Annotated in this window: 27 protein-coding genes; 21 read left to right on the top strand and 6 right to left on the bottom strand. The window is 35.7% G+C overall.

The features are described 5' to 3' along the window. From AC1DMU_RS04160 to srtB, 5 genes are all read left to right on the top strand, one after another. Nucleotides 1-892: NEAT domain-containing protein (locus AC1DMU_RS04160; RefSeq protein WP_476941471.1), on the top strand; the 892-nt coding region annotated here is incomplete at its 5' end. A 75-nt stretch (nt 893-967) separates the two neighbouring features. Further along, nucleotides 968-1843: a heme ABC transporter substrate-binding protein IsdE gene (gene isdE / locus AC1DMU_RS04155; RefSeq protein WP_088064533.1), complete on the top strand. Its 876-nt coding sequence runs from the start codon at nt 968-970 to the stop codon at nt 1841-1843. 27 nt (nt 1844-1870) lie between these two features. Next, entirely contained in the window at nt 1871-2854 is a 984-nt protein-coding gene (locus tag AC1DMU_RS04150; protein ID WP_087985361.1) for a FecCD family ABC transporter permease, read from the top strand. Next, nucleotides 2844-3614 carry an ABC transporter ATP-binding protein gene (locus AC1DMU_RS04145; RefSeq protein ID WP_000403736.1) on the top strand — a complete coding sequence of 257 codons (771 nt, stop codon included), beginning with the start codon at nt 2844-2846 and terminating at the stop codon, nt 3612-3614. Before AC1DMU_RS04150 ends, AC1DMU_RS04145 begins: the two co-directional genes overlap by 11 nt. A gap of 31 nt (nt 3615-3645) precedes the next feature. After that, on the top strand, nt 3646-4407 hold the full coding sequence (gene srtB, locus AC1DMU_RS04140; protein WP_088064532.1) for a class B sortase: 762 nt from the start codon (nt 3646-3648) through the stop codon (nt 4405-4407). 68 nt (nt 4408-4475) lie between these two features. Here the strand turns inward: srtB and isdG are convergent, their stop codons facing one another. Next, the gene (isdG, locus tag AC1DMU_RS04135) at nt 4476-4799 is read right to left on the bottom strand and encodes a heme oxygenase (protein WP_000587825.1); all 324 of its coding nucleotides are present in this window, start codon (nt 4797-4799) and stop codon (nt 4476-4478) included. Nucleotides 4800-5094: 295 nt separating this feature from the next. Between isdG and AC1DMU_RS04130 the strand changes: the two genes are divergently transcribed. Then, nucleotides 5095-6294, top strand: a complete 1200-nt coding sequence (locus AC1DMU_RS04130; RefSeq protein ID WP_087985357.1) for a class I SAM-dependent rRNA methyltransferase — start codon at nt 5095-5097, stop codon at nt 6292-6294. Between the two features lie 39 nt (nt 6295-6333). Here the strand turns inward: AC1DMU_RS04130 and AC1DMU_RS04125 are convergent, their stop codons facing one another. Both AC1DMU_RS04125 and AC1DMU_RS04120 read right to left on the bottom strand, forming a co-directional pair. Then, a complete protein-coding gene (locus AC1DMU_RS04125; RefSeq protein WP_001014310.1) occupies nt 6334-6528 on the bottom strand; it encodes a YwbE family protein in 195 nt (64 codons plus the stop codon). Next, nucleotides 6529-6702: a hypothetical protein gene (locus AC1DMU_RS04120; RefSeq protein WP_048544295.1), complete on the bottom strand. Its 174-nt coding sequence runs from the start codon at nt 6700-6702 to the stop codon at nt 6529-6531. A gap of 169 nt (nt 6703-6871) precedes the next feature. Here AC1DMU_RS04120 and AC1DMU_RS04115 point away from each other — a divergent pair, with 169 nt between their 5' ends. From AC1DMU_RS04115 to AC1DMU_RS04085, 7 genes are all read left to right on the top strand, one after another. After that, nucleotides 6872-7564 (top strand): response regulator transcription factor, encoded by a 693-nt coding sequence (locus AC1DMU_RS04115; protein ID WP_087985356.1) that lies wholly within the window; start codon nt 6872-6874, stop codon nt 7562-7564. Nucleotide 7565: 1 nt separating this feature from the next. Continuing rightward, entirely contained in the window at nt 7566-8501 is a 936-nt protein-coding gene (locus tag AC1DMU_RS04110) for a HAMP domain-containing histidine kinase (protein ID WP_088064531.1), read from the top strand. 124 nt (nt 8502-8625) lie between these two features. Then, nucleotides 8626-9549: an ABC transporter ATP-binding protein gene (locus AC1DMU_RS04105; RefSeq protein ID WP_088064530.1), complete on the top strand. Its 924-nt coding sequence runs from the start codon at nt 8626-8628 to the stop codon at nt 9547-9549. Then, nucleotides 9542-9703 (top strand): hypothetical protein, encoded by a 162-nt coding sequence (locus AC1DMU_RS04100; RefSeq protein WP_176546134.1) that lies wholly within the window; start codon nt 9542-9544, stop codon nt 9701-9703. Before AC1DMU_RS04105 ends, AC1DMU_RS04100 begins: the two co-directional genes overlap by 8 nt. A gap of 34 nt (nt 9704-9737) precedes the next feature. Next, nucleotides 9738-10442 carry an ABC transporter permease gene (locus AC1DMU_RS04095; protein WP_088064528.1) on the top strand — a complete coding sequence of 235 codons (705 nt, stop codon included), beginning with the start codon at nt 9738-9740 and terminating at the stop codon, nt 10440-10442. Nucleotides 10443-10476: 34 nt separating this feature from the next. Further along, nucleotides 10477-11349 carry a DUF4097 family beta strand repeat-containing protein gene (locus tag AC1DMU_RS04090; RefSeq protein WP_142291815.1) on the top strand — a complete coding sequence of 291 codons (873 nt, stop codon included), beginning with the start codon at nt 10477-10479 and terminating at the stop codon, nt 11347-11349. A 24-nt stretch (nt 11350-11373) separates the two neighbouring features. Continuing rightward, a complete protein-coding gene (locus AC1DMU_RS04085; RefSeq protein ID WP_088064527.1) occupies nt 11374-12066 on the top strand; it encodes an ABC transporter permease in 693 nt (230 codons plus the stop codon). A 61-nt stretch (nt 12067-12127) separates the two neighbouring features. Here AC1DMU_RS04085 and AC1DMU_RS04080 read toward each other — a convergent pair whose 3' ends face one another. Beyond that, nucleotides 12128-12460 (bottom strand): YfjL-like protein, encoded by a 333-nt coding sequence (locus AC1DMU_RS04080; protein ID WP_087985349.1) that lies wholly within the window; start codon nt 12458-12460, stop codon nt 12128-12130. 137 nt (nt 12461-12597) lie between these two features. Beyond that, on the bottom strand, nt 12598-13101 hold the full coding sequence (locus tag AC1DMU_RS04075) for a DinB family protein (RefSeq protein WP_088064526.1): 504 nt from the start codon (nt 13099-13101) through the stop codon (nt 12598-12600). Between the two features lie 532 nt (nt 13102-13633). Here AC1DMU_RS04075 and AC1DMU_RS04070 point away from each other — a divergent pair. The 8 genes from AC1DMU_RS04070 to uvrC all read left to right on the top strand — a co-directional run bounded on the left by AC1DMU_RS04070 (nt 13634) and on the right by uvrC (nt 22296). Beyond that, nucleotides 13634-14617 carry a BclA C-terminal domain-containing protein gene (locus tag AC1DMU_RS04070; RefSeq protein ID WP_215558958.1) on the top strand — a complete coding sequence of 328 codons (984 nt, stop codon included), beginning with the start codon at nt 13634-13636 and terminating at the stop codon, nt 14615-14617. A 188-nt stretch (nt 14618-14805) separates the two neighbouring features. Further along, nucleotides 14806-16491: a long-chain-fatty-acid--CoA ligase gene (locus AC1DMU_RS04065; RefSeq protein WP_141555680.1), complete on the top strand. Its 1686-nt coding sequence runs from the start codon at nt 14806-14808 to the stop codon at nt 16489-16491. Nucleotides 16492-16597: 106 nt separating this feature from the next. Beyond that, entirely contained in the window at nt 16598-17185 is a 588-nt protein-coding gene (locus tag AC1DMU_RS04060) for a TetR/AcrR family transcriptional regulator (protein ID WP_088064524.1), read from the top strand. Between the two features lie 11 nt (nt 17186-17196). Continuing rightward, entirely contained in the window at nt 17197-17973 is a 777-nt protein-coding gene (locus AC1DMU_RS04055; RefSeq protein WP_000911294.1) for an enoyl-CoA hydratase, read from the top strand. Nucleotides 17974-18051: 78 nt separating this feature from the next. After that, nucleotides 18052-18825, top strand: coding sequence for an electron transfer flavoprotein subunit beta (gene etfB / locus AC1DMU_RS04050; RefSeq protein WP_001029035.1), 774 nt, complete (start codon nt 18052-18054; stop codon nt 18823-18825). A gap of 36 nt (nt 18826-18861) precedes the next feature. Beyond that, nucleotides 18862-19839 carry an electron transfer flavoprotein subunit alpha gene (gene etfA, locus AC1DMU_RS04045; RefSeq protein WP_000101967.1) on the top strand — a complete coding sequence of 326 codons (978 nt, stop codon included), beginning with the start codon at nt 18862-18864 and terminating at the stop codon, nt 19837-19839. A gap of 210 nt (nt 19840-20049) precedes the next feature. Then, nucleotides 20050-20364 carry a thioredoxin gene (gene trxA, locus AC1DMU_RS04040; protein ID WP_001018943.1) on the top strand — a complete coding sequence of 105 codons (315 nt, stop codon included), beginning with the start codon at nt 20050-20052 and terminating at the stop codon, nt 20362-20364. A 147-nt stretch (nt 20365-20511) separates the two neighbouring features. After that, a complete protein-coding gene (gene uvrC / locus AC1DMU_RS04035; RefSeq protein WP_088064523.1) occupies nt 20512-22296 on the top strand; it encodes an excinuclease ABC subunit C in 1785 nt (594 codons plus the stop codon). Between the two features lie 115 nt (nt 22297-22411). Here uvrC and AC1DMU_RS04030 read toward each other — a convergent pair whose 3' ends face one another. Then, nucleotides 22412-22861 carry a YslB family protein gene (locus AC1DMU_RS04030; RefSeq protein WP_000042225.1) on the bottom strand — a complete coding sequence of 150 codons (450 nt, stop codon included), beginning with the start codon at nt 22859-22861 and terminating at the stop codon, nt 22412-22414. Nucleotides 22862-23078 lie beyond the last annotated feature (217 nt).

Genomic DNA, 23078 nt, shown 5'->3' with positions numbered 1-23078 from the left:
GCAAAATACAAAAGTAGTAGAGTTAGAAGTAGATGATTTATCTAAAAAATTAAACGCAAAAGTAAAAGTAGATATTGATGCGATGAATTATCACCATTTCTACGATGTTCAATTTGTATTTGATCAAGATAGTATTAAAGTTTTAGGTAACCAAGGCGAAAACGACAACCAAGGCGGAAACGATAACCAAGGCGGAAACGATAACCAAGGTGGAAACAACAACCAAGGCGGAAATAGTAAGCCAAAAGTAATAGTTGATCCAAGAAATTTAGTGGATGGTCAATATGATATTCCATTTAAAGTGTTAAAAGATAAAACAAATGAGCTTTCAAAGATGCATGACTATACTGTACACCCAGCAAAATTAATCGTTAAAGATGGTAAAAAGTACATTGAGATGACGTTGAAAAATAGTGCATGGATTACAAAATTCCAAACGGAAAATAACAGTCTTTTTGCTGATGCGAAAGTAGTAAGCGAAGATAAAAATGCAAATAGGAGAGTAGTGCAATTTGAAGTAAGTGATTTATTTGCAAAATTAAATGCAAAAGTAAAAGTTGATATCAACGAAATGAACTACCATCATTTCTACGATGTCCAAATTCAATTTGATACAAATAATATTGGTGTGTTAGGCACGATTAAAGAGGATCCAAAAAATAATCCGAACAATCCAGTGATTACACCGAAAGTAGATAATGTAAAAAAAGTAGATAATCCTGATTTTAACCGAAATGCAGATGATAAGAAGAAAAAAGAAGATCAAAAAAATGATTCAAAAAAAGAGAAAAACTCAAAAACGGCAGATACAGCACAACTAGGTTTATACATGGTGCTATTGCTTGGGTCACTTGCTTTACTAGTTCGTAAATATAGAGCAGGAAGATTGTAATTTTTGGAGTCTTGATGCATGTTCGCATGCATCAAGACTTGTTTCATATTGTTTGGAAAGGAGTGGTGATTGAGAGTGAAGAAAATTGCTAGTGTACTAATGGCTATCATTCTATTAGTGAGTATAGCTGGATGCTCGGCGCCCAAAAAAGAAGCAGCAAAACAGGTAAAGAGTGAGAGTAAAGAGAGAATTGTTGCAACGACAGTTGCTGTTACTGAAATTATGGATGCGTTAGAAGTAGATTTAATTGGTATTCCAACAAGTACGAAAGATTTACCAAAGAGATATAAAGGTTTACCTGAAGTCGGGAATCCGATGAGTCCTGATATGGAAAAGGTAAAGTCATTAAAGCCGTCAGAAGTATTATCCGTGACAACACTTGAATATGAATTAAAGCCAGTTTTTGATGGTGTGGGCACGAAAGCAAATTTTTTAGATTTAACAAGCTTGAAAAATATGCAAAATTCCATTAGCGATTTAGGTAAGCAATATGGACGTGAAAAGCAGGCTGAAGCAGTTGTAACGAAGTTAGATAACAAGGTTGCAGAGATTAAAAAAGCAGTAAAGGGAAAGAAAGAACCGACAGTGCTTATTTTATTAGGTGTACCAGGGAGTTATTTAGTAGCAACAGAGCATTCTTATATTGGAGATCTAGTGAAACAACTAGGTGGCAAAAATATTGCGCAAGGTGAACAAGTAGAGTATTTAGCTTCTAATACAGAGTATTTAAAAAAAGCTGATCCAGATATTATTTTACGAGCAGCTCATGGTATGCCTGATGAAGTTGTGAAAATGTTTGATAAAGAATTTAAAACAAATGATATTTGGAAACATTTCGTTGCCGTTAAAAATAACCGTGTTTACGATTTAGAAGAGCGCTTATTTGGGACGACAGGTAATTTAGCAGCAATGGAAGCGTTAGATGAATTGAAAAAAATGATGTATCCGTGATGCATTTTAATATAAAGGAAGAGTGGAATGAATAAAAAAACTTGGAGTTTCCTCATTGTTACTGCATTGCTTATTGTTATGACATCATTGTCAGCGATGAAAGGGAGTTTAGAAATAGGTATTGTTGAGCTTGTGCAAGGGATATTTACAGGGGGAAATGAAGATGTTGAAGTGATTAAAGATTTACGTTTCCCACGTATTATTATTGCACTATTTACTGGAGCAGCTCTGGCCGTTTCAGGTGTGCTTTTTCAAGCTGTTATGAAAAATCCACTTGCTGATGCTGGGGTAATCGGGATATCTTCTGGAGCAAGTTTTATGACACTTGTTATTATTACGCTATTCCCGCAATTCTTTTTCTGGACACCAGTATTCGCCTTTTTAGGTGGTGCGTTTGCATGTTATCTCGTTTATGCATTTTCATGGAAGTCAGGGTTAAGTCCGCTTCGCATTATTTTAGTTGGTATAGCTATTAATGCAATGTTCACTGGATTAAATGAATCGTTCATTACGATTTGCGGATACTTCATTAAGAGTATTAAGCAAACGACGACTTCTAACATAACGATGAAGACGTGGGACGATGTAGAAATAATGGTTACATATGGAACGATTGGTCTTATTCTTGCTCTGTTTGTAGGAGCTTGGTGTAACTTATTATCGCTACAAGATAAGACTGCGAAAAACTTAGGTTTGCACGTGACGAGAGTTCGTCTTATTATTTCTGCTATTGCAGTACTTTTAGCAGCAGTATCAACAGCAATTGCAGGTGTTATTGCTTTCGTAGGATTACTCGTTCCGCACATTTCAAGACAACTAGTCGGTTCGGATCATAAAGTATTAATTCCATTTTCTGCTCTTGCAGGAGCGTTATTAATTTTGACGGCGGATACGATTGGAAGGTTAATTGTGCCACCTAACGAAATTCCGGCAGCGACGATTATGGCAGTGATTGGTGGCCCATTCTTAATATTCTTGCTTAGAAAGAGTGATAAAGTTCATGGAAATTAAAAATGTAACCTTTTCGTATGATAATGTAACGGATCGATTAAAGTCGGTTAGTAGTGAAATAGAAATTGGTAAAATTACAACAATTATTGGTCCAAACGGTTGCGGGAAATCGACATTACTTGGTGTGATGTCAAGAAATCACGACCCTCGTAGCGGAGAGATAATACTCGATGGGAAGGCGATTAGTCAATATAAACCGAAAGAGTTTGCTAGAAAGTTAGCCGTTGTCCATCAACAAAATGAAGCACCGGCAGACATGACGGTAGAGAAATTAACAAGTTATGGTCGTATGCCTCATAAAAATATTTTTTCCTCGCAAACTGATGAAGATAGAGAAGCAATCGAAAGGGCTTTAGCATGTACGAATTTGCTAAGTAAACGTGATAAAGAGATTCACGCCTTATCTGGTGGAGAAAGACAACGTGTTTGGATTGCCATGACGTTAGCTCAGAAAACACCAATGCTCTTTTTAGATGAACCGACAACATATTTAGATATTTATTATCAACTTGAAATATTAGAGCTAGTAAAAGAGTTAAATGAAGTACATGGATTGACGATCGTTATGGTATTACATGATATCAATCAGGCGATTCGCTATAGTGATCATATTATTGTTATGAAAGACGGCGAAATTGTTACGAAAGGTAAGCCGAATGATGTTGTGACAGAAAGTATGATAAAGACGATATACGGTGTAGATGTCGTTGTAAAGCAAGATGAAGATACAGGGTTGTATATGGTCCCAATGGGTATTTAAATATGCGAACAATCCGTTTTGAGGTGATGATTTGAGTAGTAAAAAAGAACGGAAGAAGAATTCTTTTTTTCAACGAATACTTACAGTTGTTTTTTTAGGTACCTTTTTCTATTCAGTATATGAATTAGGTGATATTTTCATGGATTACTATGAAAATCGTAAAGTAATGGCCGAAGCACAAAACATTTATGAAAAGAGTCCGATGGAAGAGCAATCACAAGACGGGGAAGTACGTAAACAGTTCAAAGCTCTGCAGCAAATTAACCAAGAAATAGTTGGATGGATTACGATGGATGATACACAAATTAATTATCCAATCGTTCAGGCGAAAGACAATGATTACTATTTATTTCGTAATTATAAAGGTGAAGATATGAGAGCAGGCAGCATTTTTATGGACTATCGTAATGATGTGAAATCTCAAAATCGAAATACTATTTTATATGGTCACCGTATGAAAGATGGTTCTATGTTTGGAAGTTTAAAGAAAATGTTAGATGAAGAGTTCTTCATGTCGCATCGTAAATTATATTACGATACATTATTTGAAGGATATGATCTTGAAGTGTTCTCGGTGTATACAACAACAACTGATTTTTATTACATTGAAACGGATTTTAGCAATGATACGGAATACACATCGTTTTTGGAGAAAATTCAAGAAAAATCGCTGTACAAAACGGATACAAAATTGACAGCGAGTGATCAAATCGTAACACTTTCGACGTGTGACTATGCACTTGATCCGGAAGCAGGAAGATTAGTCGTGCATGCGAAACTAGTAAAGAGATAGTAAAAAAAGTATAGAATATGAGAAGTGGTAACGCTTCTCATATTCTATACTTTAAAAAAGAAATATGTTTACTGTGCTGCAGCCATTGGCATACGTACAACTTCAACATTGTAGTAAGTGATTTTATTATCAAGAATATATTCTGGCATCCCACCTTGATGTGAATGAGCATCTTTAAATGCTGAGCTCTTCGTCCAACCTTGGAAATCTTCTTTTGCATTCCAGCGTGTGCTAATTGTTACTTCATCATAATCAACTGTATTTTGCGTTAAAAGAACTTCTAATCCTAAAAAGCCTGGCATCGTTTCGACTTGACCTACTTTATTAAAACGCTCAATTAATTTATGTCCATTTCCCTTTGTAATTTTAGCTGTATTTGTAACAATAATCATGTTTTATTCCTCCTATAAATGTAGCCTTTATTTTCGAGAACTCATATACATTAAATGATAATGAAAATCATTATCAATGTCAATGGTAAATGTGAAATAAATAAGTTTTTTGATTATTTTGGACAGTAAGATTTCCATTTCAAAATGTAGTAAATATGTGGCGGTTAAGTGAGAGAATGAGCGAGTTGTACTAGCAAAGCAATAATATGGTATAGTGAAACGAGGCTGTTTTTTCAGGCTCGTTTTTTAAATGCTTCCTATAGAGAAAGCATGCAAATGGAAAGGAAGTTATTATATGCGATCAGAAGTAACTGTAAAAATAAAACCGAAATTTATAAAAGAAATTAAAAGTGGATATCCGCTTATTTTAAAAGATGCGATTCAAAATTTAAATGATGTTCAGGAAGAAGGAACAATCATTAAAGTAGTAGATGAGAAGAACCATTTTGTCGGAAAAGGTTATTATGGAAAACAAAATAAAGGATACGGCTGGATTTTAACGAGAAAAGAGAGTGAACAAATTAATCAATCTTTCTTTGAAAGTAAAATAAAATCTGCCTTACATAAACGAAAGCAATTTTACAAATCAAGTGATACGACAGCATTCCGTGCCCTAAATGGTGAAGGTGATGGTCTTGGAGGCTTAATTATTGATTATTATGACGGCTATTATGTAGTAAGTTGGTATAGTGAAGGGATTTATACTTTCAGAGATGAGATTATAGCAGCTCTTCAAAAAGTAGCAAACTTTAAAGGTATTTATGAGAAAAAGCGTTTTGATACGAAAGGGAAATACATTGAAGGCGATGATTTCGTAGCAGGAGTACGCGGTGAGTTCCCGCTTATCGTAAAAGAGAACGGTGTGAACTTTGCTGTTTATTTAAATGACGGAGCGATGGTTGGTGTATTTTTAGATCAGCGTAACGTTCGAAAACAAATTCGTGATAAATATGCAAAGGGGAGAACAGTATTAAATATGTTCTCTTATACAGGTGCTTTCTCTGTATTTGCAGCGCTTGGCGGAGCGAGTAAAACGACGAGTGTCGACCTTGCAAATCGTAGTTTAAGTAAAACGATTGAGCAGTTTAGTGTAAATGAAGTTGATTATGAAGCGCAAGATATTATTGTAGAAGATGTATTTCTTTACTTCAAATATGCAGCTAAGAAAAAGATGAAATTTGATATGGTCGTACTTGATCCTCCAAGTTTTGCACGCTCAAAAAAATATACATTTAGTGCAGCGAAAGATTATAAAAACTTACTAAAAGAAACAATTGCGATTACAGAAAATAACGGGATTATCGTTGCTTCTACAAACTGTAGCGCATTTGATATGAAAAAGTTTAAAGGATTTATCGATACGGCATTTAAAGAAATGAATGGCAAATATAAAATATTAGAAGAACATTCTTTACCAGAAGATTTTCGTACCATTGATCAATTCAAAGAAGGAGACTATTTAAAAGTAGTTTTCATTGAGAAAATTAAAGGGTAATAAAGAAAAAGGAGCTCGAGTTTACTTGAGCTCCTTTTCTTATTGAACGATATTTTGTACTCTACCGACTTGCCCGTCCTGCAATCGTACTTTAATGCCATGTGGATGAGAAGGGGAGTTTGTTAAAATATCTTTTACAATTCCACGTGTTAATTTACCGGTGCGTTGATCTTGTTTTAATACAATATCAACTTCAAGACCGGGTGCGATATTAGAACGTTTTTGTCCGTTCATTTATACACCTGTACGTCTACGTTGGTTGTTTGTTTTCTTCGTTTGTTGGTTTTGTAATTTTTTCGTTGCTTGGCTTTGATTTGTATTATTTGCACCATTTCCATTTCCTTGCTTTTTCTTTGCAAGTTGTTCACGCATTAAATCAGCTAAGCTTACTTTTTTGTTTTCTGACATGATAAGTCTCCTTTATATAAAGTTAATTATGAACAATAGTAGTGAATTTTATCATATCATTGTTAAGGAAGGAAGGGAAGTTGGTTTGAAAATTCATATAATTCTTTCCAGTATTCATTCGTTACGATACAATTGAAATGTTAATGTTTGTAAAAAAGGGGATAGACATATGTCACATCATATTTTATTAGTTGAAGATGATATTTCAATTCAAGAGATGGTGGAAAAGTATTTAATAAAGGAAGGTTTTCAAGTTACAATCGCGTCTGACGGAGAAGAAGGGGTGCAAGCATTTTTTAAATCATCCTTTGATTTAGTTATCCTCGACATTATGATGCCAAAGCTAGATGGCTTAGAGGTTGTGCGAATCATTCGGGAAAAAAGTGCCGTTCCGATTTTAATGATGTCGGCAAAAGATACAGATGTTGATAAAGCTGTTGGATTAGGACTTGGAGCAGATGATTACATTTGTAAGCCGTTTTCTATGATTGAATTGGCTGCACGTGTAAAAGCGGGTATTCGGAGGTCTACGAAATATTCGGCTACAGAAACAACAGAAAAGATGATTCAAATTGGTGATTTGACAATTGACCCAATTAATTTTACGGTTGAAAAAAACGGAAAGTCGCTCAAACTTACTTTAAAAGAATTTGAGATTTTAAAGCTATTCGTAAAGAATCAAAATCGTGTATTTACGAAAGCGCAAATATATACGTTAGTTTGGAACGAAGAGTATTACGGTGATGATAATGTTATAAATGTTCATATGAGAAGATTGCGCGAGAAAATTGAAAGTGATCCATCTAATCCAGAGTATATTAAAACGTTATGGGGCATCGGCTATAAGTTGGAAGTGATGTAATATGGTCAATTTGTTAATAGGTATTATTTTTACATTGTTATGTGTCATTTACATACAGTATAAAATGAGAAAAAACAGTAGCAAAAATTTACGATACACATATGAAAAGCTAGAAAGCATTGTAAATGAACAAACAGGCGAGAAGTTACTCGTTATGACAGATGATCTACAATTACAAAAATTATTAGTGGCAATTAATCAATTATTAGCTGCAAAACAGAAAACGAATGCAGATCATGCAAAAGTAGAAATTTCGATGAGAAAAATGCTTTCAAATATTTCACATGATTTAAAGACGCCACTAACAGTTATTCTTGGATATACAGAAATGTTAAATAAGGATAAAGCGATGAGTAAAGAAGAACAGCAAATATTACTTGAAAAGGTGCATGTGAAAACACTAGAAGTAATGGAACTAATTCATAAGTTTTTTGATTTAGCAAAATTAGAATCTGGTGACAAGGCAATCGAGATGACAAAAGTAAATATGAATGAAGTTTGTCGGGAGAAGATTTTATCTTTTTATGATTTAGTGACGACGAAAGGGTTTCAAGTTCATATTGATATACCAGAAAGAAATATATATGCACTTGGAAATGTAGAAGTATTAGGTAGAGTATTGAATAATTTAATATCAAATGCAATTACATATGGAGACGATGGAAAGACACTTGGTGTGACGTTAAGAGATGATGAAACGAGTGTGTATATAGATGTATGGGATACAGGGAAAGGAATTGATGAATCTCATATTGATAAAGTGTTTGAGCGTATGTACACACTTGAAGATTCAAGAAATAGATTGTACCAAGGGAGCGGTTTAGGGTTAACGATTACGAAACGGCTTGTGGAAGCGATGGATGGAAAAATTCACCTTTCTAGTAAGCCATATAAAAAAACGATTTTTACAGTTGTATTAAAAAAGATGCTGTTTTAGCTTGTAGAGAAGTAGATTCTACAAGCTTTTTTCAGCGTAAGGAATTTGTAAGGAACGGGTAAGAAAAAAGAGATTTCCATTGTCTATTATAGAAATATAAAGTAGTGCGAAAGGAGAAAACGACATGACATATATATTAAAAACGAATCAGTTAACGAAAGTGTTTAAAGGGAAAGAAGTTATTTCTAGCGTTAACATGCATGTGAAAAAAGGAGAGATTTATGGTTTCTTAGGACCGAATGGTGCAGGTAAAACAACGATTATGAAGATGATCACAAATCTAATAAAGCCGACGAGCGGTGATATTGAAATTTTTGGTGAGAAGTTAACGGATACATCTTATGAATTGTTAAAGCGCATGGGGACAATTATCGAATATCCAATCTTTTATGATAAATTAACGGCGAAGGAAAACTTAGAATTACATTGTGAATATATGGGGTATTACGACAAGAACGCAATTGATCATGCTTTAAATTTAGTGAAATTGCACGGTATAGATGATAAAAAAGTAAAAGATTTTTCATTAGGTATGAAGCAACGACTTGGTATTGCAAGGGCAATCATGACAAAGCCAGAATTACTCATTTTAGATGAACCTATTAACGGCTTAGATCCAATTGGTATTAAAGAATTACGAGACTTATTTAAAATGCTCTGCAAAGAATATGGTATTACGTTATTAGTCTCTAGTCATATTTTAGGCGAGATGGAACAAATGGCGGATACAATTGGTGTAATTCAAAATGGAAAACTAATAAAAGAAGTTTCAATGAAGAGTATTAACGGAAAACAAACAGAGTACATTGAAATTACTGTTCTTGATGTGAAGCGTGCAGCTTATATTTTAGAAGATAAACTCGGTATAAAAAATTACAAAATAATGAGTGGAAATATGATTCGTGTGTATGAATTGGCGGCGACACAGCAAGCCATTTCAAAAGCACTTATTATGAACGATGTAGAAATTGAAAGTATTAATAAGAAACATAGTTCCTTAGAAGAATATTTCTTAAATGTAATGGATGGAGAGGGCATTCATGCTTAATGGATTGTTAGTGAATCTAGTAAGTGGATTGATTGTAATGTTCATAAGTGGGATTTTATATTATAGAAAACCAGAGCGGAAATGGTTGTTAATTGTACTAGTGATAGGAATAGTAAGCGTAGTTACGGCTGGAATTAGAATGTTAGCAGCGTAGAGATAGTTATATAAAGGATGGAGGAGTGGTTTGTATGCTTAGATTAATGAAGCTTGAGTGGAAAAAGCATCGATTATCTAGTTACTTTAAAAGTGTAGCAATTTGTATTATAGCAATTTTCGCTGCAGTAAGCCTTATGGCATTAGGAATGAAAGCTGAGGGAGACGTGCTCTTCTCTGACTTCACACAGAACATGGCTTTAGCAAATATTTTTATTAGGATAACATTCATTATTTTTAGTTCGGTCATTTTATCACGTTTAGTAATTGATGAGTATAAGAACAAAACGATACAACTATCATTTATGTACCCACTGCAAAGGAAAATGTTAATGAGAGCGAAATTAACAATTGTTTTTTGTTTTTGTTTTGTGAGCACGATTATTGCTACTTTTATTATTAGTTTGCTCGTATATTTTGTGAGTCCAATGATGGGACTGATTGAAACGCCAGCTACGATAGGTGAAATAATAGCTATCGTTCCAGCTACTATTATAAGTGCATTTATGATATCTGGTATAAGTTTAATTTCTTTATTTTTTGGGATGAGAAAGAAATCAACACCGACAACAATTACTTCGGCTGTAATAATTGGTATGCTGATTAGTGGTAACGTTGGGGCTGAAAGCAATCAAGTAAGTATGTTTGATTTTATAGCTATCCCAATAGTGCTCTGTTTATTAGGGATTTTCATTAGTTATCTATCGTTTCGTAAAATCGACAAGATCGATGTGGCGTGAAGCAAGCCTAAAACAAAAACGAACTGGGGTATGAATGGTGAAAAAAATAATAGTAATTGCAATATTATTTTTGACAATTGCTAGTGTGGTTTTTGGCTTTAAGGTATTTCAGGGGAAAGATTTTAAGAAAGAAAAGTCTTTTGAGATAAATCATATAAAAGAAATAGAAGTGAACAATGAAGACTGGGATATTGAATTTAAAGGTACAGATGCTAACAAAATAGTGATTTTGGCTCAAGGTAAACAAGTGGATGAAGAGATAGATCCTGTCGAAATAGAACATGAAGGGAATAAAGTTATAGTTAAGCAAAAACAAAAGGCGACCAGATTCTTTAATGGTTTTACGTTTAGGAAGAAAAATAGTATATCTATAGTTGTTCCGAAGAAAGAAATAGATAAAATTGTATTAAATAATAAATCGGGTGATGTGAAAATAAGGGATATAGAAGTGAAAAATATTGTGACAAAAAGTGAGTCTGGAGATGGAATGGTTGTAGGACTATCGGCAGAGAAGGGTGAATTTACATCCGAAAGCGGAGATTTAATGTTAAAAGATAGTTCATTACAAGAAGTAAATATAACTTCTACTACTGGCGATAATTATGTGAAAAATATAAAAAACGAAAATATGAACATCACTTCAACATCCGGTGAAGTATTACTGAAAGATATGAAAGAAGGAAAATCATTATTTGTAGAAACAAAGTCAGGAGATATTGGCGTAAGATATAAAGGTGTTCCAGCTTCATTGAAACTTACGGCTAAAAGTAATTCGTCTGACGTAATGATAGATTTAAAAGGACTTAAGAAAGATAAAAATACAGAAAAGATAAAAGCAGGAACGATTGGTGATGCAAAAAACAAAGTGGAGATTTTAAGTAAAACAGGGGTAATTTATATCGATTAAAATGTAAATGAAAGGAGGACTATTATGCTACGTCTTATGAAGCTAGAACTGAAGAAATTTAAGATTGGATGGTATGTGAGGGGAGCGATTATTGCAAATATCGCTATACTGGCATTACTGATCTTTACGAGCATCGTTTCTCAAATAGAAGGAGATCCAGAAATAAGAGATCCACAGATGGTTTTGTTAATGGCTAGTACATTAGTAAGAGCAACATTTATTATTTTTGGTAGTGTGTTAATCGCAAGGTTAATAATTAGTGAATATAAAAACAAAACAATACTACTTATGTTTTCTTATCCAATTAACCGAAAGAAAATGATGGTTAGTAAGTTGGTTATTACAGCAACATTAACATTTATAACAGTTATTTTATCTAATATTTTAGTAGTAGGAATGTTCTTTGGGGTAGATAGCTATTTTTCAATTCTTCCTAATTCATTCACAGTAGATCAATTGATGCAAGAAGGGATAAACCTTGTTCCTTTAGCCGTTGCAACTGCGGGAATAAGTTTAATCCCACTATATTTCGGAATGCGTAAACGTTCAGTGCCAACTACAATTGTTTCATCCCTTATCGTTGTATCAATTGCAATGAATAGCACTACGTTTTCTGTAGCAACTTTCCTTCCTCTTCAACTAGCATTGGCAGCAATTGGAGTTGTGATTGCATGTTACGGAATTAAAAATATAGAGAAGGAAGATATAACTGTATGACAAGAATAAAAAAAGAGTTGACGTTACAGCAACTCTTTTTTTGTATATGTATGCTTTGTTACTACTCTGTAAATTTGGAGTGTTTGCTTAAATATGCTTGTACTCCTGGAGAAATATTAAAGTTATTAGGACTTTTATATTCGATAGTAAACTCTCCGTCTTTACTTGTTTCAAAGGAGATTGCATAGCTATTCATTTTAGCATCGTAAGAAGTATTTTTGACTTCCGCATCTAGATTAAAGTATTTTGTAATATATTCTTTTGATTCCGTAACTGCTGTTTGTTTTCCCCAAGGGGTACCATAACTTGTACAATAAAGAGACACACTGATAACTCCGATAATAGAAGTTAGTAAAATAGTTCCCATAGCTATTTTTTTATTTTTTGTATTCAATTTGGTTGCCCCTCCTCATAATATGTATTCATTTTAACGTATTTTTTCCATAAAACAACCATTTAGCAAAAATAGTTTCACATGAAACAAGTTACAGAAAAAGACAAGATGTGTAAACAACTTGTCTTTTTTTATTGTTACATTTTAGGAGCTTCCATTCCAGCCGCGGCCCATTCTTCTTTTGCAGGACCATATACGCCAGGGACGGTTAAGCCAGCTTGGCGCATTAAAACAGTCATTTGTCCGCGGTGGTGATTTTGATGATTAATGAGTGTCATTAAAAATATAGAATTCGGCATAGGACGACCAAAGAAGTCATTAATAGTAGCTAAGTCTTTATCAGTCCATTCGCCTTGAAGTGCATCAACAAAAGCTGCGTTCACTTTACGATACCCATCTGAAATTGTTTTAGCTGAAGGTGGAACAGGATAATCTTTTGTTTCTCCTTCAAATTTAAGTCCCGTACCAGATAATATAACTGGAATTGCCGTCACGATATGCCAAGCAACTCTGCCTAACGTCCAGTGCCCAGGTGCAATTTCTTTTGACAAAGATTCATCTGTTAATGCATCGAGCATCTTCTGAGTAGACTCAGCCTCGTATGTCCATGATTGCAAGAAGCCTTCAATAGTTTGATACATGTTATCCCTCCTCGTTATGTTCATAGGTTACATTCGTGAAAAAAAGATAGTTTCCTTTTGATCTTATAAGAACGAATAAAAAAGGAGGCTTCTTCCCACTCTTCTTCCTCATCAACTATAAGAAATAAGGCGCTCCAAGTACAGCAACGTTCAAATTTGTGTTAACGATAAAGAGTTGAATAATTGTTGAGCTGAGAGCTGAAATGCCGATTTCTATTAAAGCAAGGGCTATTGAGCTAAATCCTAATTTCCATGAAAAAAAGGAAAATTTCAACTGCAAGTAGTCCGCCGATGAATACACCAATTGGATTGAAGTTTATATGTATATGCAGAATGAAAAAAAGAACTTCATTTGAGCAAGAAGGCGAAAGTACAAGCAAAAGGAGAGCAAATCGCATGTAATAATTACTAGAATGTATGGAATAAATCTGTGTTTATCCCGACTAGGTAAAGTATTTCTTTGTTATTTAAATAGATGTTTTTTAACTCGGCGATTGTACTTAAAAGATTGAATGTGAAGGAAGTGGTCAACATGTCTTCATGGCGCAATAATATAAATGGGTATTGTGAGTGTAATAATCAAAATGGTGTACATGTTGATTCTTGCTGTTTTAGTTGTGATGGGACAGTTCCTAAGCTGGGCCCAACAGGTCCGACGGGAGTAACAGGAGTAACAGGTCCAACAGGTCCAACAGGAGCGACGGGAGTAACAGGAGTAACAGGTCCAACAGGAGCGACGGGAGTAACAGGAGTAACAGGTCCAACAGGAGCGACGGGAGTAACAGGAGCGATAGGAATAACAGGAGCAACAGGTCCAACGGGAGTAACAGGTTCAACAGGAGCGACAGGAATAACAGGAGCAACAGGTCCAACAGGAGCAACGGGAATAACAGGCCCAACAGGAGCGACGGGAGTAACAGGCCCAACAGGAGCAACAGGTCCAACAGGAGTAACAGGAGCGACGGGAGTAACAGGTCCAACAGGAGCGACGGGAGTAACAGGTTCAACAGGAGCAACGGGAGCAACAGGAGCGACGGGAATAACGGGAGCAACAGGTCCAACAGGAGTAACAGGTTCAACAGGAGACACGGGGGCAACTGGCACAAGTATAACGGCAACATACGCTTTTGCAAATAATACGTCGGGAACAGCGATATCGGTACTTCTTGGTGGAACGAATGTCCCGCTTCCGAATAATCAAAATATTGGTCCAGGTATTACTGTTTCTGGGGGGAATACAGTATTTACGGATGCAAATGCGGGGAATTATTATATTTCATATACGATTAATATAACGGCTTCATTATTAGTCAGTTCGCGGATTACAATTAATGGTGCACCTCTTGCTGGAACGATCAATTCTCCTGCGTTAGCAACTACATCATTTAGTGCAACAATTATTACGACTCTTGCGGCTGGAAGTGCCATTAGTTTGCAACTATTTGGTTTGGTAGCTGTTGCAACGTTATCAACAACTACACCAGGAGCTGTGTTAACGATAATAAGGTTAAGCTAAATAATAACTCTCTTATTCTTTTAAGATTAGGAGAGTTTATACATATAATAAGAAGTTAATGGAGTGAAGCATAGTTATATAAAAGTCAGAATATTATGATTGTAACGTTATGGCGACTATAATATAATGAAACCAACCATCATGAATGAACATTCATTTATTTTTATGTATTTGAAGGGGGAATGAAGGTGGAAAAACCATGGTTGAAAAGTTATCCAGGAGAAATTCCAAGTACGATTTCTTATGATATTCAGCCGCTTCATGGATATGTGGAACAGGTGGCTTCACGCTATCCAGAAAAGAAAGCGCTTCACTTTTTAGGGAAGGATATTACATTTTCAGACTTCCACGATAAGGTGAAGAGGTTTGCAAATTATCTTCAAAAACTCGGTGTGGAAAAGGGTGATCGAGTTGCTATTATGTTGCCGAACTGTCCGCAATCTGTAATTGGTTATTATGGTACATTACTTGCGGGAGGTATCGTAGTACAAACAAATCCACTATATACAGAAAGAGAATTAGAATACCAGCTTCATGACTCGGGAGCAAAAGTAATTCTTTGTCTCGATTTAGTGTTTCCAAGAGTAACGAATGTTCAATCTGCTACAAAAATTGAACATATTATCGTAACTCGGATTGCGGACTTTTTACCCTTCCCTAAAAATTTACTTTATCCATTTGTACAAAAAAAGCAGGCAAATCTTGTTGTGAATGTGTCGGAAAGCGAAACGATTCATCTATGGAAATCAGTAGAACGAGAAAGTAATGTTAATGTTGAAGTGCCTTGTGATCCTGAAAATGATCTAGCTCTTTTACAGTACACTGGAGGAACAACTGGATTTCCGAAAGGCGTTATGTTGACGCATAAAAACCTTGTTTCGAACACTTTAATGGGAGCTCATTGGCTATATAATTGTAAAGAAGGGGAAGAAGTAATTCTTGGTGTCCTTCCGTTCTTTCATGTGTATGGGATGACAGCTGTAATGAATTTAAGTATTATGCAAGGATATAAAATGGTGCTGATTCCGAAGTTTGATATGAAAATGGTTTTTGAAGCGATAAAAAAACATAAAGTCACACTATTTCCAGGGGCACCGACCATTTATATTGCTCTATTAAATAGTCCCCTCTTAAAAGAATATGATATTTCTTCTATTCAAGCTTGTATTAGTGGATCTGCCCCGCTTCCTGTAGAAGTACAGGAAGAGTTTGAGAGAGTTACAGGTGGGAAATTGGTAGAAGGTTATGGATTAACGGAGTCGTCGCCAGTTACACATGGGAATTTTTTGTGGGAAAAACGCGTGCCAGGAAGTATTGGTGTGCCGTGGCCAGATACAGAGGCAAACATTATGTCACTTGAAACTGGAGAGGCTTTACCTCCGGGTGAAATTGGTGAAATTGTTGTAAAGGGTCCTCAAATTATGAAAGGGTATTGGAATAAGCCAGAAGAAACAGCAGCTGTATTACAAGACGGATGGCTTCATACAGGGGATGTTGGTTACATGGATGAAGATGGATTTTTCTATGTGAAAGACCGTAAGAAAGATATGATTGTTGCGAGTGGATTTAATGTGTATCCTCGCGAAGTAGAAGAAGTATTATATGAGCATGAAAAAGTGCAAGAAGTAGTGACGATTGGAGTTCCCGATCCGTACCGGGGAGAGACAGTTAAAGCATTTGTTGTGTTAAAAGAAGGTGCGGAGTGTTCTGAGGAAGAATTAAACCAGTTTGCGCGTAAATATTTAGCGGCTTATAAAGTGCCGAAAGTATATGAGTTTAGAGATGAACTGCCGAAAACGACAGTCGGAAAAATTTTACGCCGTGTCCTAATAGATGAAGAGAAAAGAAAAAATGAGGATGAGCAAACGGGCTAAGGCCCTTTCTTTTTGAAAAAATAGGATTGACACTTTTCTAAATAGTCAGTATTATAAGAATATGAATGACTATTCATTCAGTCATCTTCTTGAAGGGGACAGTAAAGTGAAGAAAAATAGACCGAAATACAATCAAATTATTGATGCGGCAGTCATTGTGATTGCGGAGAATGGGTACCACCAAGCGCAAGTTTCTAAAATAGCAAAGCAAGCTGGGGTAGCTGATGGCACGATTTATTTATATTTTAAAAATAAAGAAGATATATTAATATCCTTATTCCAAGAGAAGATGGGAGATTTTGTCGAAACAATTCGTCAAAAAACAGCAGGAATTGAAAGCGCTGTATCGAAGTTATTCATGTTGGTAGAAACGCACTTCTTGCTGTTATCACAAAATGATCCTCTTGCTATCGTTACGCAATTAGAGCTAAGACAGTCCAATCAAGACTTACGCCTAAAAATAAATGAAGTATTAAAAGGCTACTTACAAGTTATGGATGAGATTTTAGAGACAGGTATAAGGCAAGGTGAATTCCAAGCGGATTTAAATGTTCGCGTGGCAAGACAAATGATCTTTGGAACAGTAGATGAAGTTGTGACCAATTGGGTAATGAGCGATCATAAGTATGATCTGGTCGCACTTTCAAAAACGGTACATGGGCTACTTATTGCAGCTTGTGGTTATCGTCAATAATGGGAGGGATCATGTTGAAATTCCTATCTGTAAGAGTTGAAGATCATATCGCGGTGGCGACGTTAAATCATGCGCCGGCAAACGCGATGTCTTCACAAGTTATGCATGACGTTACTGAATTAATTGATCAAGTGGAGAAGGATGATAACATTCGTGTTGTTGTTATTCACGGTGAAGGGCGCTTCTTCTCGGCGGGAGCAGATATTAAAGAATTTACATCTGTTACTGAAGCGAAGCAAGCGACAGAATTAGCGCAGCTTGGACAAGTTACGTTTGAGCGTGTTGAAAAATGTTCAAAACCAGTTATCGCGGCAATTCATGGAGCGGCACTTGGCGGCGGCCTTGAGTTTGCTATGTCTTGCCACATGCGCTTTGCAACTGAAAGTGCAAAACTTGGTTTACCTGAATTAACACTTGGATTAATTCCTGGATTTGCAGGTACACAGCGATTACCACGTTATGTTGGGAAAGCGAAAGCTTGTGAAATGATGTTAACAAGTACACCGATTACTGGTGCAGAAGCATTAAAATGGGGACTTGTTAACGGAGTTTTTGCTGAAGAAACATTTTTAGATGATACGCTTAAAGTTGCAAAACAGATTGCTGGAAAAAGCCCAGCGACGACTCGTGCTGTACTAGAGTTATTGCAAACGACGAAATCGTCTCATTATTATGAAGGTGTACAACGCGAAGCTCAAATCTTTGGTGAAGTATTTACGGGTGAAGATGGAAGAGAAGGTGTAGCAGCGTTTTTAGAAAAACGTAAGCCTTCATTTAGTGGCAGGTAGTTCAATTATTTTTTTAATATAAATTAACAGAAAATTAAAATTGATAGAATCTTTCTGAAAAACAAGGGGGTAAATGGAATGAACATCTACGTACTCATGAAACGAACATTTGATACAGAAGAAAAAATCGTAATTAAAAACGGTGCAATTTACGATGGCGAAGCGGAATTCATCATCAACCCTTACGACGAATATGCGATTGAAGAAGCAATTCAAGTAAGAGACGCACAAGGTGGCGAAGTTACTGTTGTAACAGTCGGTGGCGAAGATAGTGAGAAAGAACTTCGTACGGCATTAGCGATGGGCTGCGATAAAGCTGTATTAATTAATATTGAAGATGATGTGGAAAATGGTGACCAGTTCACGACAGCAAAAGTACTTGCTGAATATTTAAAAGATAAAGATGTAGATTTAATTTTAGGCGGGAACGTTGCAATTGATGGTGCATCTGGACAAGTTGGTCCACGCGTAGCAGAAGCGTTAAATATTCCGTACGTAACGACAATTACAAAACTTGAAATTGACGGTACAAACGTGAAGATTGAGCGTGATGTTGAAGGTGATACGGAAGTGATTGAAACTTCATTACCAGTTTTAGTAACAGCACAACAAGGTTTAAATGAACCTCGTTATCCATCGCTTCCAGGTATTATGAAAGCGAAGAAAAAGCCACTAGAAGAAGTAGAATTAGATGATTTAGATTTAGAAGAAGATGATGTGGAAGCAAAGACAAAAACAATTGAAATCTATTTGCCTCCTAAGAAAGATGCAGGAAAAGTGTTACAAGGCGAGCTGCAAGATCAAGTAAAAGAACTTGTATCGTTGCTCCATACAGAAGCGAAAGTAATCTAATAAAATACGAAATTATATATGCAGGAGGGAAAATCTATGGCTCGTAAAGTATTAGTAATGGGTGAAGTTCGTGATGGATCGCTACGTAACGTTTCGTTTGAAGCGGTAGCAGCAGCAAAAACAATTGCAGAAGGCGGTGAAGTAGTAGGTCTTCTAGTTGGAGACAGCGTTGCCTCTTTTGCAAATGAATTGATTCATTACGGTGCAGATCGCGTTGTGACAGTTGAAAATGATAAATTAAAATCATATACATCTGATGGTTATGCACAAGCATTTTCAGCTGTATATGCTGAAGAAAAGCCAGAAGGTATTGTATTTGGACATACAGCACTGGGTAAAGATTTATCACCAAAATTAGCAGCGAAGCTTGAAGCTGGTCTAGTTTCTGACGTAACTGCTTTAGATGTTGAAGGTGGAAATGTTATCTTTACTCGTCCGATTTACTCTGGTAAAGCGTTTGAGAAGAAGATTGTAACAGACGGTATCTTATTTGCGACAGTGCGTCCAAATAACATTGCGACGCTTGAAAAAGATGAGTCTCGCAGTGGTGACGTGTCTTCTATTACAGTAGATGTGAAAGATTTACGTACAATTATTCAAGATGTCGTCCGTAAGACGGCAGAAGGTGTTGACCTTTCTGAAGCGAAAGTTATTATCGCTGGTGGACGCGGTGTGAAGAGTGAAGAAGGATTCAAGCCATTAAAAGAGTTAGCTGACGTATTAGGCGGCGCTGTTGGAGCATCTCGTGGTGCTTGTGACGCTGAGTATTGCGATTACTCATTACAAATTGGTCAAACTGGTAAAGTTGTTACGCCAGACTTATACATTGCATGCGGTATTTCTGGTGCGATTCAGCATTTAGCTGGTATGTCTAACTCAAAAATAATCGTTGCGATTAATAAAGACCCAGAAGCAAGTATCTTTAAAGTAGCTGACTATGGTATTGTTGGCGATCTATTTGAAGTCTTACCTCTTTTAACAGAAGAGTTTAAAAAGTTAAAAGTACATTCATGATTTGAGTACCCTTGAGTTCCAAGTGAAGTACCCCTATATATAGAAAAGGTGAGAGATCCCCTGTCTCTCATCTTTTTAGTATTTAATCCGTATTTTTATATAGTATAAAGGAACACTTTTTTGTTACAATACATAACGATACATATTATTCGCCACGTATATAAGTTAATGATATACTCTTGGTAGAATATACTTGAAGGAGGAAATAAAATGGCAATTGTAAATGCAAATGACCAAAGCTTCGCAGCTGAAACTAGCGAAGGTGTTGTATTATTAGATTTCTGGGCACCTTGGTGTGGACCTTGTAAAATGATCGCTCCTGTATTAGAGGAAATTGATGCAGAACTAGGCGAAAAAGTAAAAGTAGTAAAAGTAGACGTGGATGAAAACCAAGAAACTGCTCGTCAATTCGAAGTAATGAGCATTCCAGCTCTTTTCGTATTAAAAGACGGTAAAGTAGTTGATCAAGCGTTAGGTTACAAACCGAAAGAAGCGTTAGTAGAATTAGTTTCTAAACACTTCTAAAATAAAGGGCTACCATTTGGTAGCCTTTTTTATTTTCCTTTTTTACACCTTTCCGTTACAATAAAGGAACGTATGTTGGGTGTTTTGGCATAGTATGTTTTCATGTGAAAATAAAGATGCTAAGCATGTAGAAATGGAGGGTAACGAGTGCACGAACATTTAAAAGAAAAATTGGCTATTTTACCAGATCAACCTGGTTGTTATTTAATGAAAGATAAGCAAGGAACGGTTATATATGTCGGAAAGGCAAAAGTGCTTAAAAATCGTGTGCGCTCGTACTTTACTGGTTCGCATGATGGAAAAACACTGCGGCTTGTAGGAGAAATTGTAGATTTTGAATATATTGTAACCTCCTCAAATCTAGAGGCTCTCATTTTAGAGTTAAACTTAATAAAAAAACATGATCCAAAATATAATATTCAATTAAAAGATGATAAAACATATCCTTTTATTAAAATTACAGCTGAGAAACAGCCGCGATTACTTATTACGCGAAATGTAAAAAAGGATAAGGGAAAGTATTTTGGTCCTTATCCGAATGCACAATCAGCTCATGAAACGAAAAAGCTGCTAGATCGTATGTATCCGCTTCGTAAGTGCTCAAATATGCCAGATAAAGTTTGTTTATATTATCATATGGGTCAATGTTTAGCGCCTTGTGTGAAAGAAGTGACGGAAGAACAAAACAAAGAAATTGTAGATGAAATTATTAAGTTTCTAAATGGTGGGCATAAAGAAGTTCGTTCAGAATTAGAAACAAAGATGTATGAAGCTTCAGAGAAACTAGAATTTGAACGTGCAAAAGAGTTGCGGGATCAAATTGCTCATATCGATGCGATTATGGAAAAACAAAAGATGATTATGAGTGACTTAGTGGATCGTGATGTGTTTGGGTATGCAGTTGATAAAGGATGGATGTGTGTTCAAGTTTTCTTCGTTCGAAAAGGAAAGCTAATTGAACGTGATGTTTCTATGTTTCCAATCTACGATGAACCAGAAGAGGGATTTTTAACGTTTATCGGTCAATTTTATGAGAACAGCAGTCATTTTAAGCCGAAGGAAATTGTCGTTCCAGGAAGTATAGACTCAGATTTAGTAGAGCGCTTTTTAGAAGTTGAAGCGACACAGCCGAAACGTGGTAAGAAAAAAGATCTTGTAGAATTAGCAAATAAAAATGCGAAGATTGCTCTTGAAGAGAAATTCTACTTAATTGAACGTGATGAAGAGCGAACGATTAAGGCGGTAGATCATTTAGGGAAGCAGCTCGGGATTGAAACACCTTATCGTATTGAGGCGTTTGATAACTCAAATATTCAAGGGACAAATCCTGTTTCTGCAATGATTGCTTTTATCGATGGGAAACCAGCTAAAAAAGAATATAGGAAATATAAAATTAAAACGGTTCAAGGACCAGATGATTATGAGTCTATGAGAGAAGTTGTGAGACGCCGTTATACAAGGGCGCTGAAAGAGAGTTTGCCTTTACCAGATTTAATCATTATTGATGGTGGAAAAGGGCATCTGGCAGCTGTAAGTGATGTTCTAGAAAACGAACTCGGTTTATATATTCCGATGGCAGGGCTTGTAAAAGATGACAAACATAAAACTTCCCATTTAATTATTGGAGATCCACCTGAACCTGTGATGCTTGAGCGAAATAGCCAAGAATTTTATTTATTGCAGCGCATTCAAGATGAAGTGCATCGATTTGCGATTACATTCCATCGTCAATTACACGGGAAATCTGTCATTCAATCAGCACTGGATGATATTCCCGGAATTGGAGATAAACGGAAAAAGATATTATTGAAACATTTTGGGTCGCTAAAAAAGATGAAAGAAGCTTCTGTAACGGAATTTGTCGAAGCGGGTATGCCGAAAAATGTCGCAGAGACGATTTATACTTATTTAGCGGATAAGAAGACGTTGTAGTTTACAACGTCTTCTATTTTTTGGTATAATTTCTGAAGATTTAAAATAAACCTAACTGAATGAAAATACAAAAAAAGTCAACTAAACTTATATGTCTAGTTGACTGTAGGTAATGCTACACTTCAATGAGATCTTTTATATCCCATTTCACAAGAAATGTAATAGAGTCTGAACGTTTTTTCTTTTCTTCATAGGACTCTGCAACTACGTTTCGTTGCTTTTGAATTTGTTCAGCGATGAATCCAGCTTCTAATTGATAAGAAGAATGTCTGTTTTGTTTTTGACGTTCAGCGATGAGTGTGCCTTTAAGTTGGAACTGCATTTCACGACGCTTATGTTCAATAATGCTTAAAGTGCCCCAGCCAGCTTTTTCAAAGAACTGAATGACTTCTTCAATTGTTTCTAGTGGATATTTTCTTGCAAGGTTTCTACCAGACCAGTATAAAATACCATCTAAATCGTTACCGATTAAATCAGGTAGTAATTCTTCACGTAGCAATTCATAAGCGAAGGCGTTCAATGAAACATCTTCTAAAGATGTTGTATCGATTGTATTTTTACTCACAATATTCCCCTCTTTCTATAGGGATTATTATATAACATTTCTCATTTATAAAAACAGATTTTTCTTTGGGAAAATCTGAATATATAAGAAGGGAAAAAGAATTGGCAAATTATATGCAAATTATGTATACGTTTTCTTGACGCTTCGACAAAAATAGGGGTAAAATGAACTTGTTATCAAATTATGCTGAAATATTTCGAATAATTTTTTCAGTTTT

The organism is Bacillus sp. 01N45, assembly GCF_056399205.1.
Note: the sequence above shows the minus strand (reverse complement) of the source record. Positions and strands in the feature narration are given on the sequence as shown.

Coding starts and splice junctions, on each gene's coding strand:
- AC1DMU_RS04130 (WP_087985357.1), top strand. CDS start 5,095: ATGCGATCAGAAGTAACTGTAAAAATAAAACCGAAATTTATAAAAGAA.
- AC1DMU_RS04110 (WP_088064531.1), top strand. CDS start 7,566: ATGGTCAATTTGTTAATAGGTATTATTTTTACATTGTTATGTGTCATT.
- AC1DMU_RS04125 (WP_001014310.1), bottom strand. CDS start 6,528: ATGAACGGACAAAAACGTTCTAATATCGCACCCGGTCTTGAAGTTGAT.
- etfA (WP_000101967.1), top strand. CDS start 18,862: ATGGCTCGTAAAGTATTAGTAATGGGTGAAGTTCGTGATGGATCGCTA.
- etfB (WP_001029035.1), top strand. CDS start 18,052: ATGAACATCTACGTACTCATGAAACGAACATTTGATACAGAAGAAAAA.
- AC1DMU_RS04055 (WP_000911294.1), top strand. CDS start 17,197: ATGTTGAAATTCCTATCTGTAAGAGTTGAAGATCATATCGCGGTGGCG.
- AC1DMU_RS04090 (WP_142291815.1), top strand. CDS start 10,477: ATGGTGAAAAAAATAATAGTAATTGCAATATTATTTTTGACAATTGCT.
- AC1DMU_RS04085 (WP_088064527.1), top strand. CDS start 11,374: ATGCTACGTCTTATGAAGCTAGAACTGAAGAAATTTAAGATTGGATGG.
- AC1DMU_RS04145 (WP_000403736.1), top strand. CDS start 2,844: ATGGAAATTAAAAATGTAACCTTTTCGTATGATAATGTAACGGATCGA.
- isdG (WP_000587825.1), bottom strand. CDS start 4,799: ATGATTATTGTTACAAATACAGCTAAAATTACAAAGGGAAATGGACAT.
- AC1DMU_RS04095 (WP_088064528.1), top strand. CDS start 9,738: ATGCTTAGATTAATGAAGCTTGAGTGGAAAAAGCATCGATTATCTAGT.
- AC1DMU_RS04075 (WP_088064526.1), bottom strand. CDS start 13,101: ATGTATCAAACTATTGAAGGCTTCTTGCAATCATGGACATACGAGGCT.
- AC1DMU_RS04120 (WP_048544295.1), bottom strand. CDS start 6,702: ATGTCAGAAAACAAAAAAGTAAGCTTAGCTGATTTAATGCGTGAACAA.
- AC1DMU_RS04070 (WP_215558958.1), top strand. CDS start 13,634: ATGTCTTCATGGCGCAATAATATAAATGGGTATTGTGAGTGTAATAAT.
- AC1DMU_RS04105 (WP_088064530.1), top strand. CDS start 8,626: ATGACATATATATTAAAAACGAATCAGTTAACGAAAGTGTTTAAAGGG.
- AC1DMU_RS04100 (WP_176546134.1), top strand. CDS start 9,542: ATGCTTAATGGATTGTTAGTGAATCTAGTAAGTGGATTGATTGTAATG.
- AC1DMU_RS04115 (WP_087985356.1), top strand. CDS start 6,872: ATGTCACATCATATTTTATTAGTTGAAGATGATATTTCAATTCAAGAG.
- trxA (WP_001018943.1), top strand. CDS start 20,050: ATGGCAATTGTAAATGCAAATGACCAAAGCTTCGCAGCTGAAACTAGC.
- AC1DMU_RS04150 (WP_087985361.1), top strand. CDS start 1,871: ATGAATAAAAAAACTTGGAGTTTCCTCATTGTTACTGCATTGCTTATT.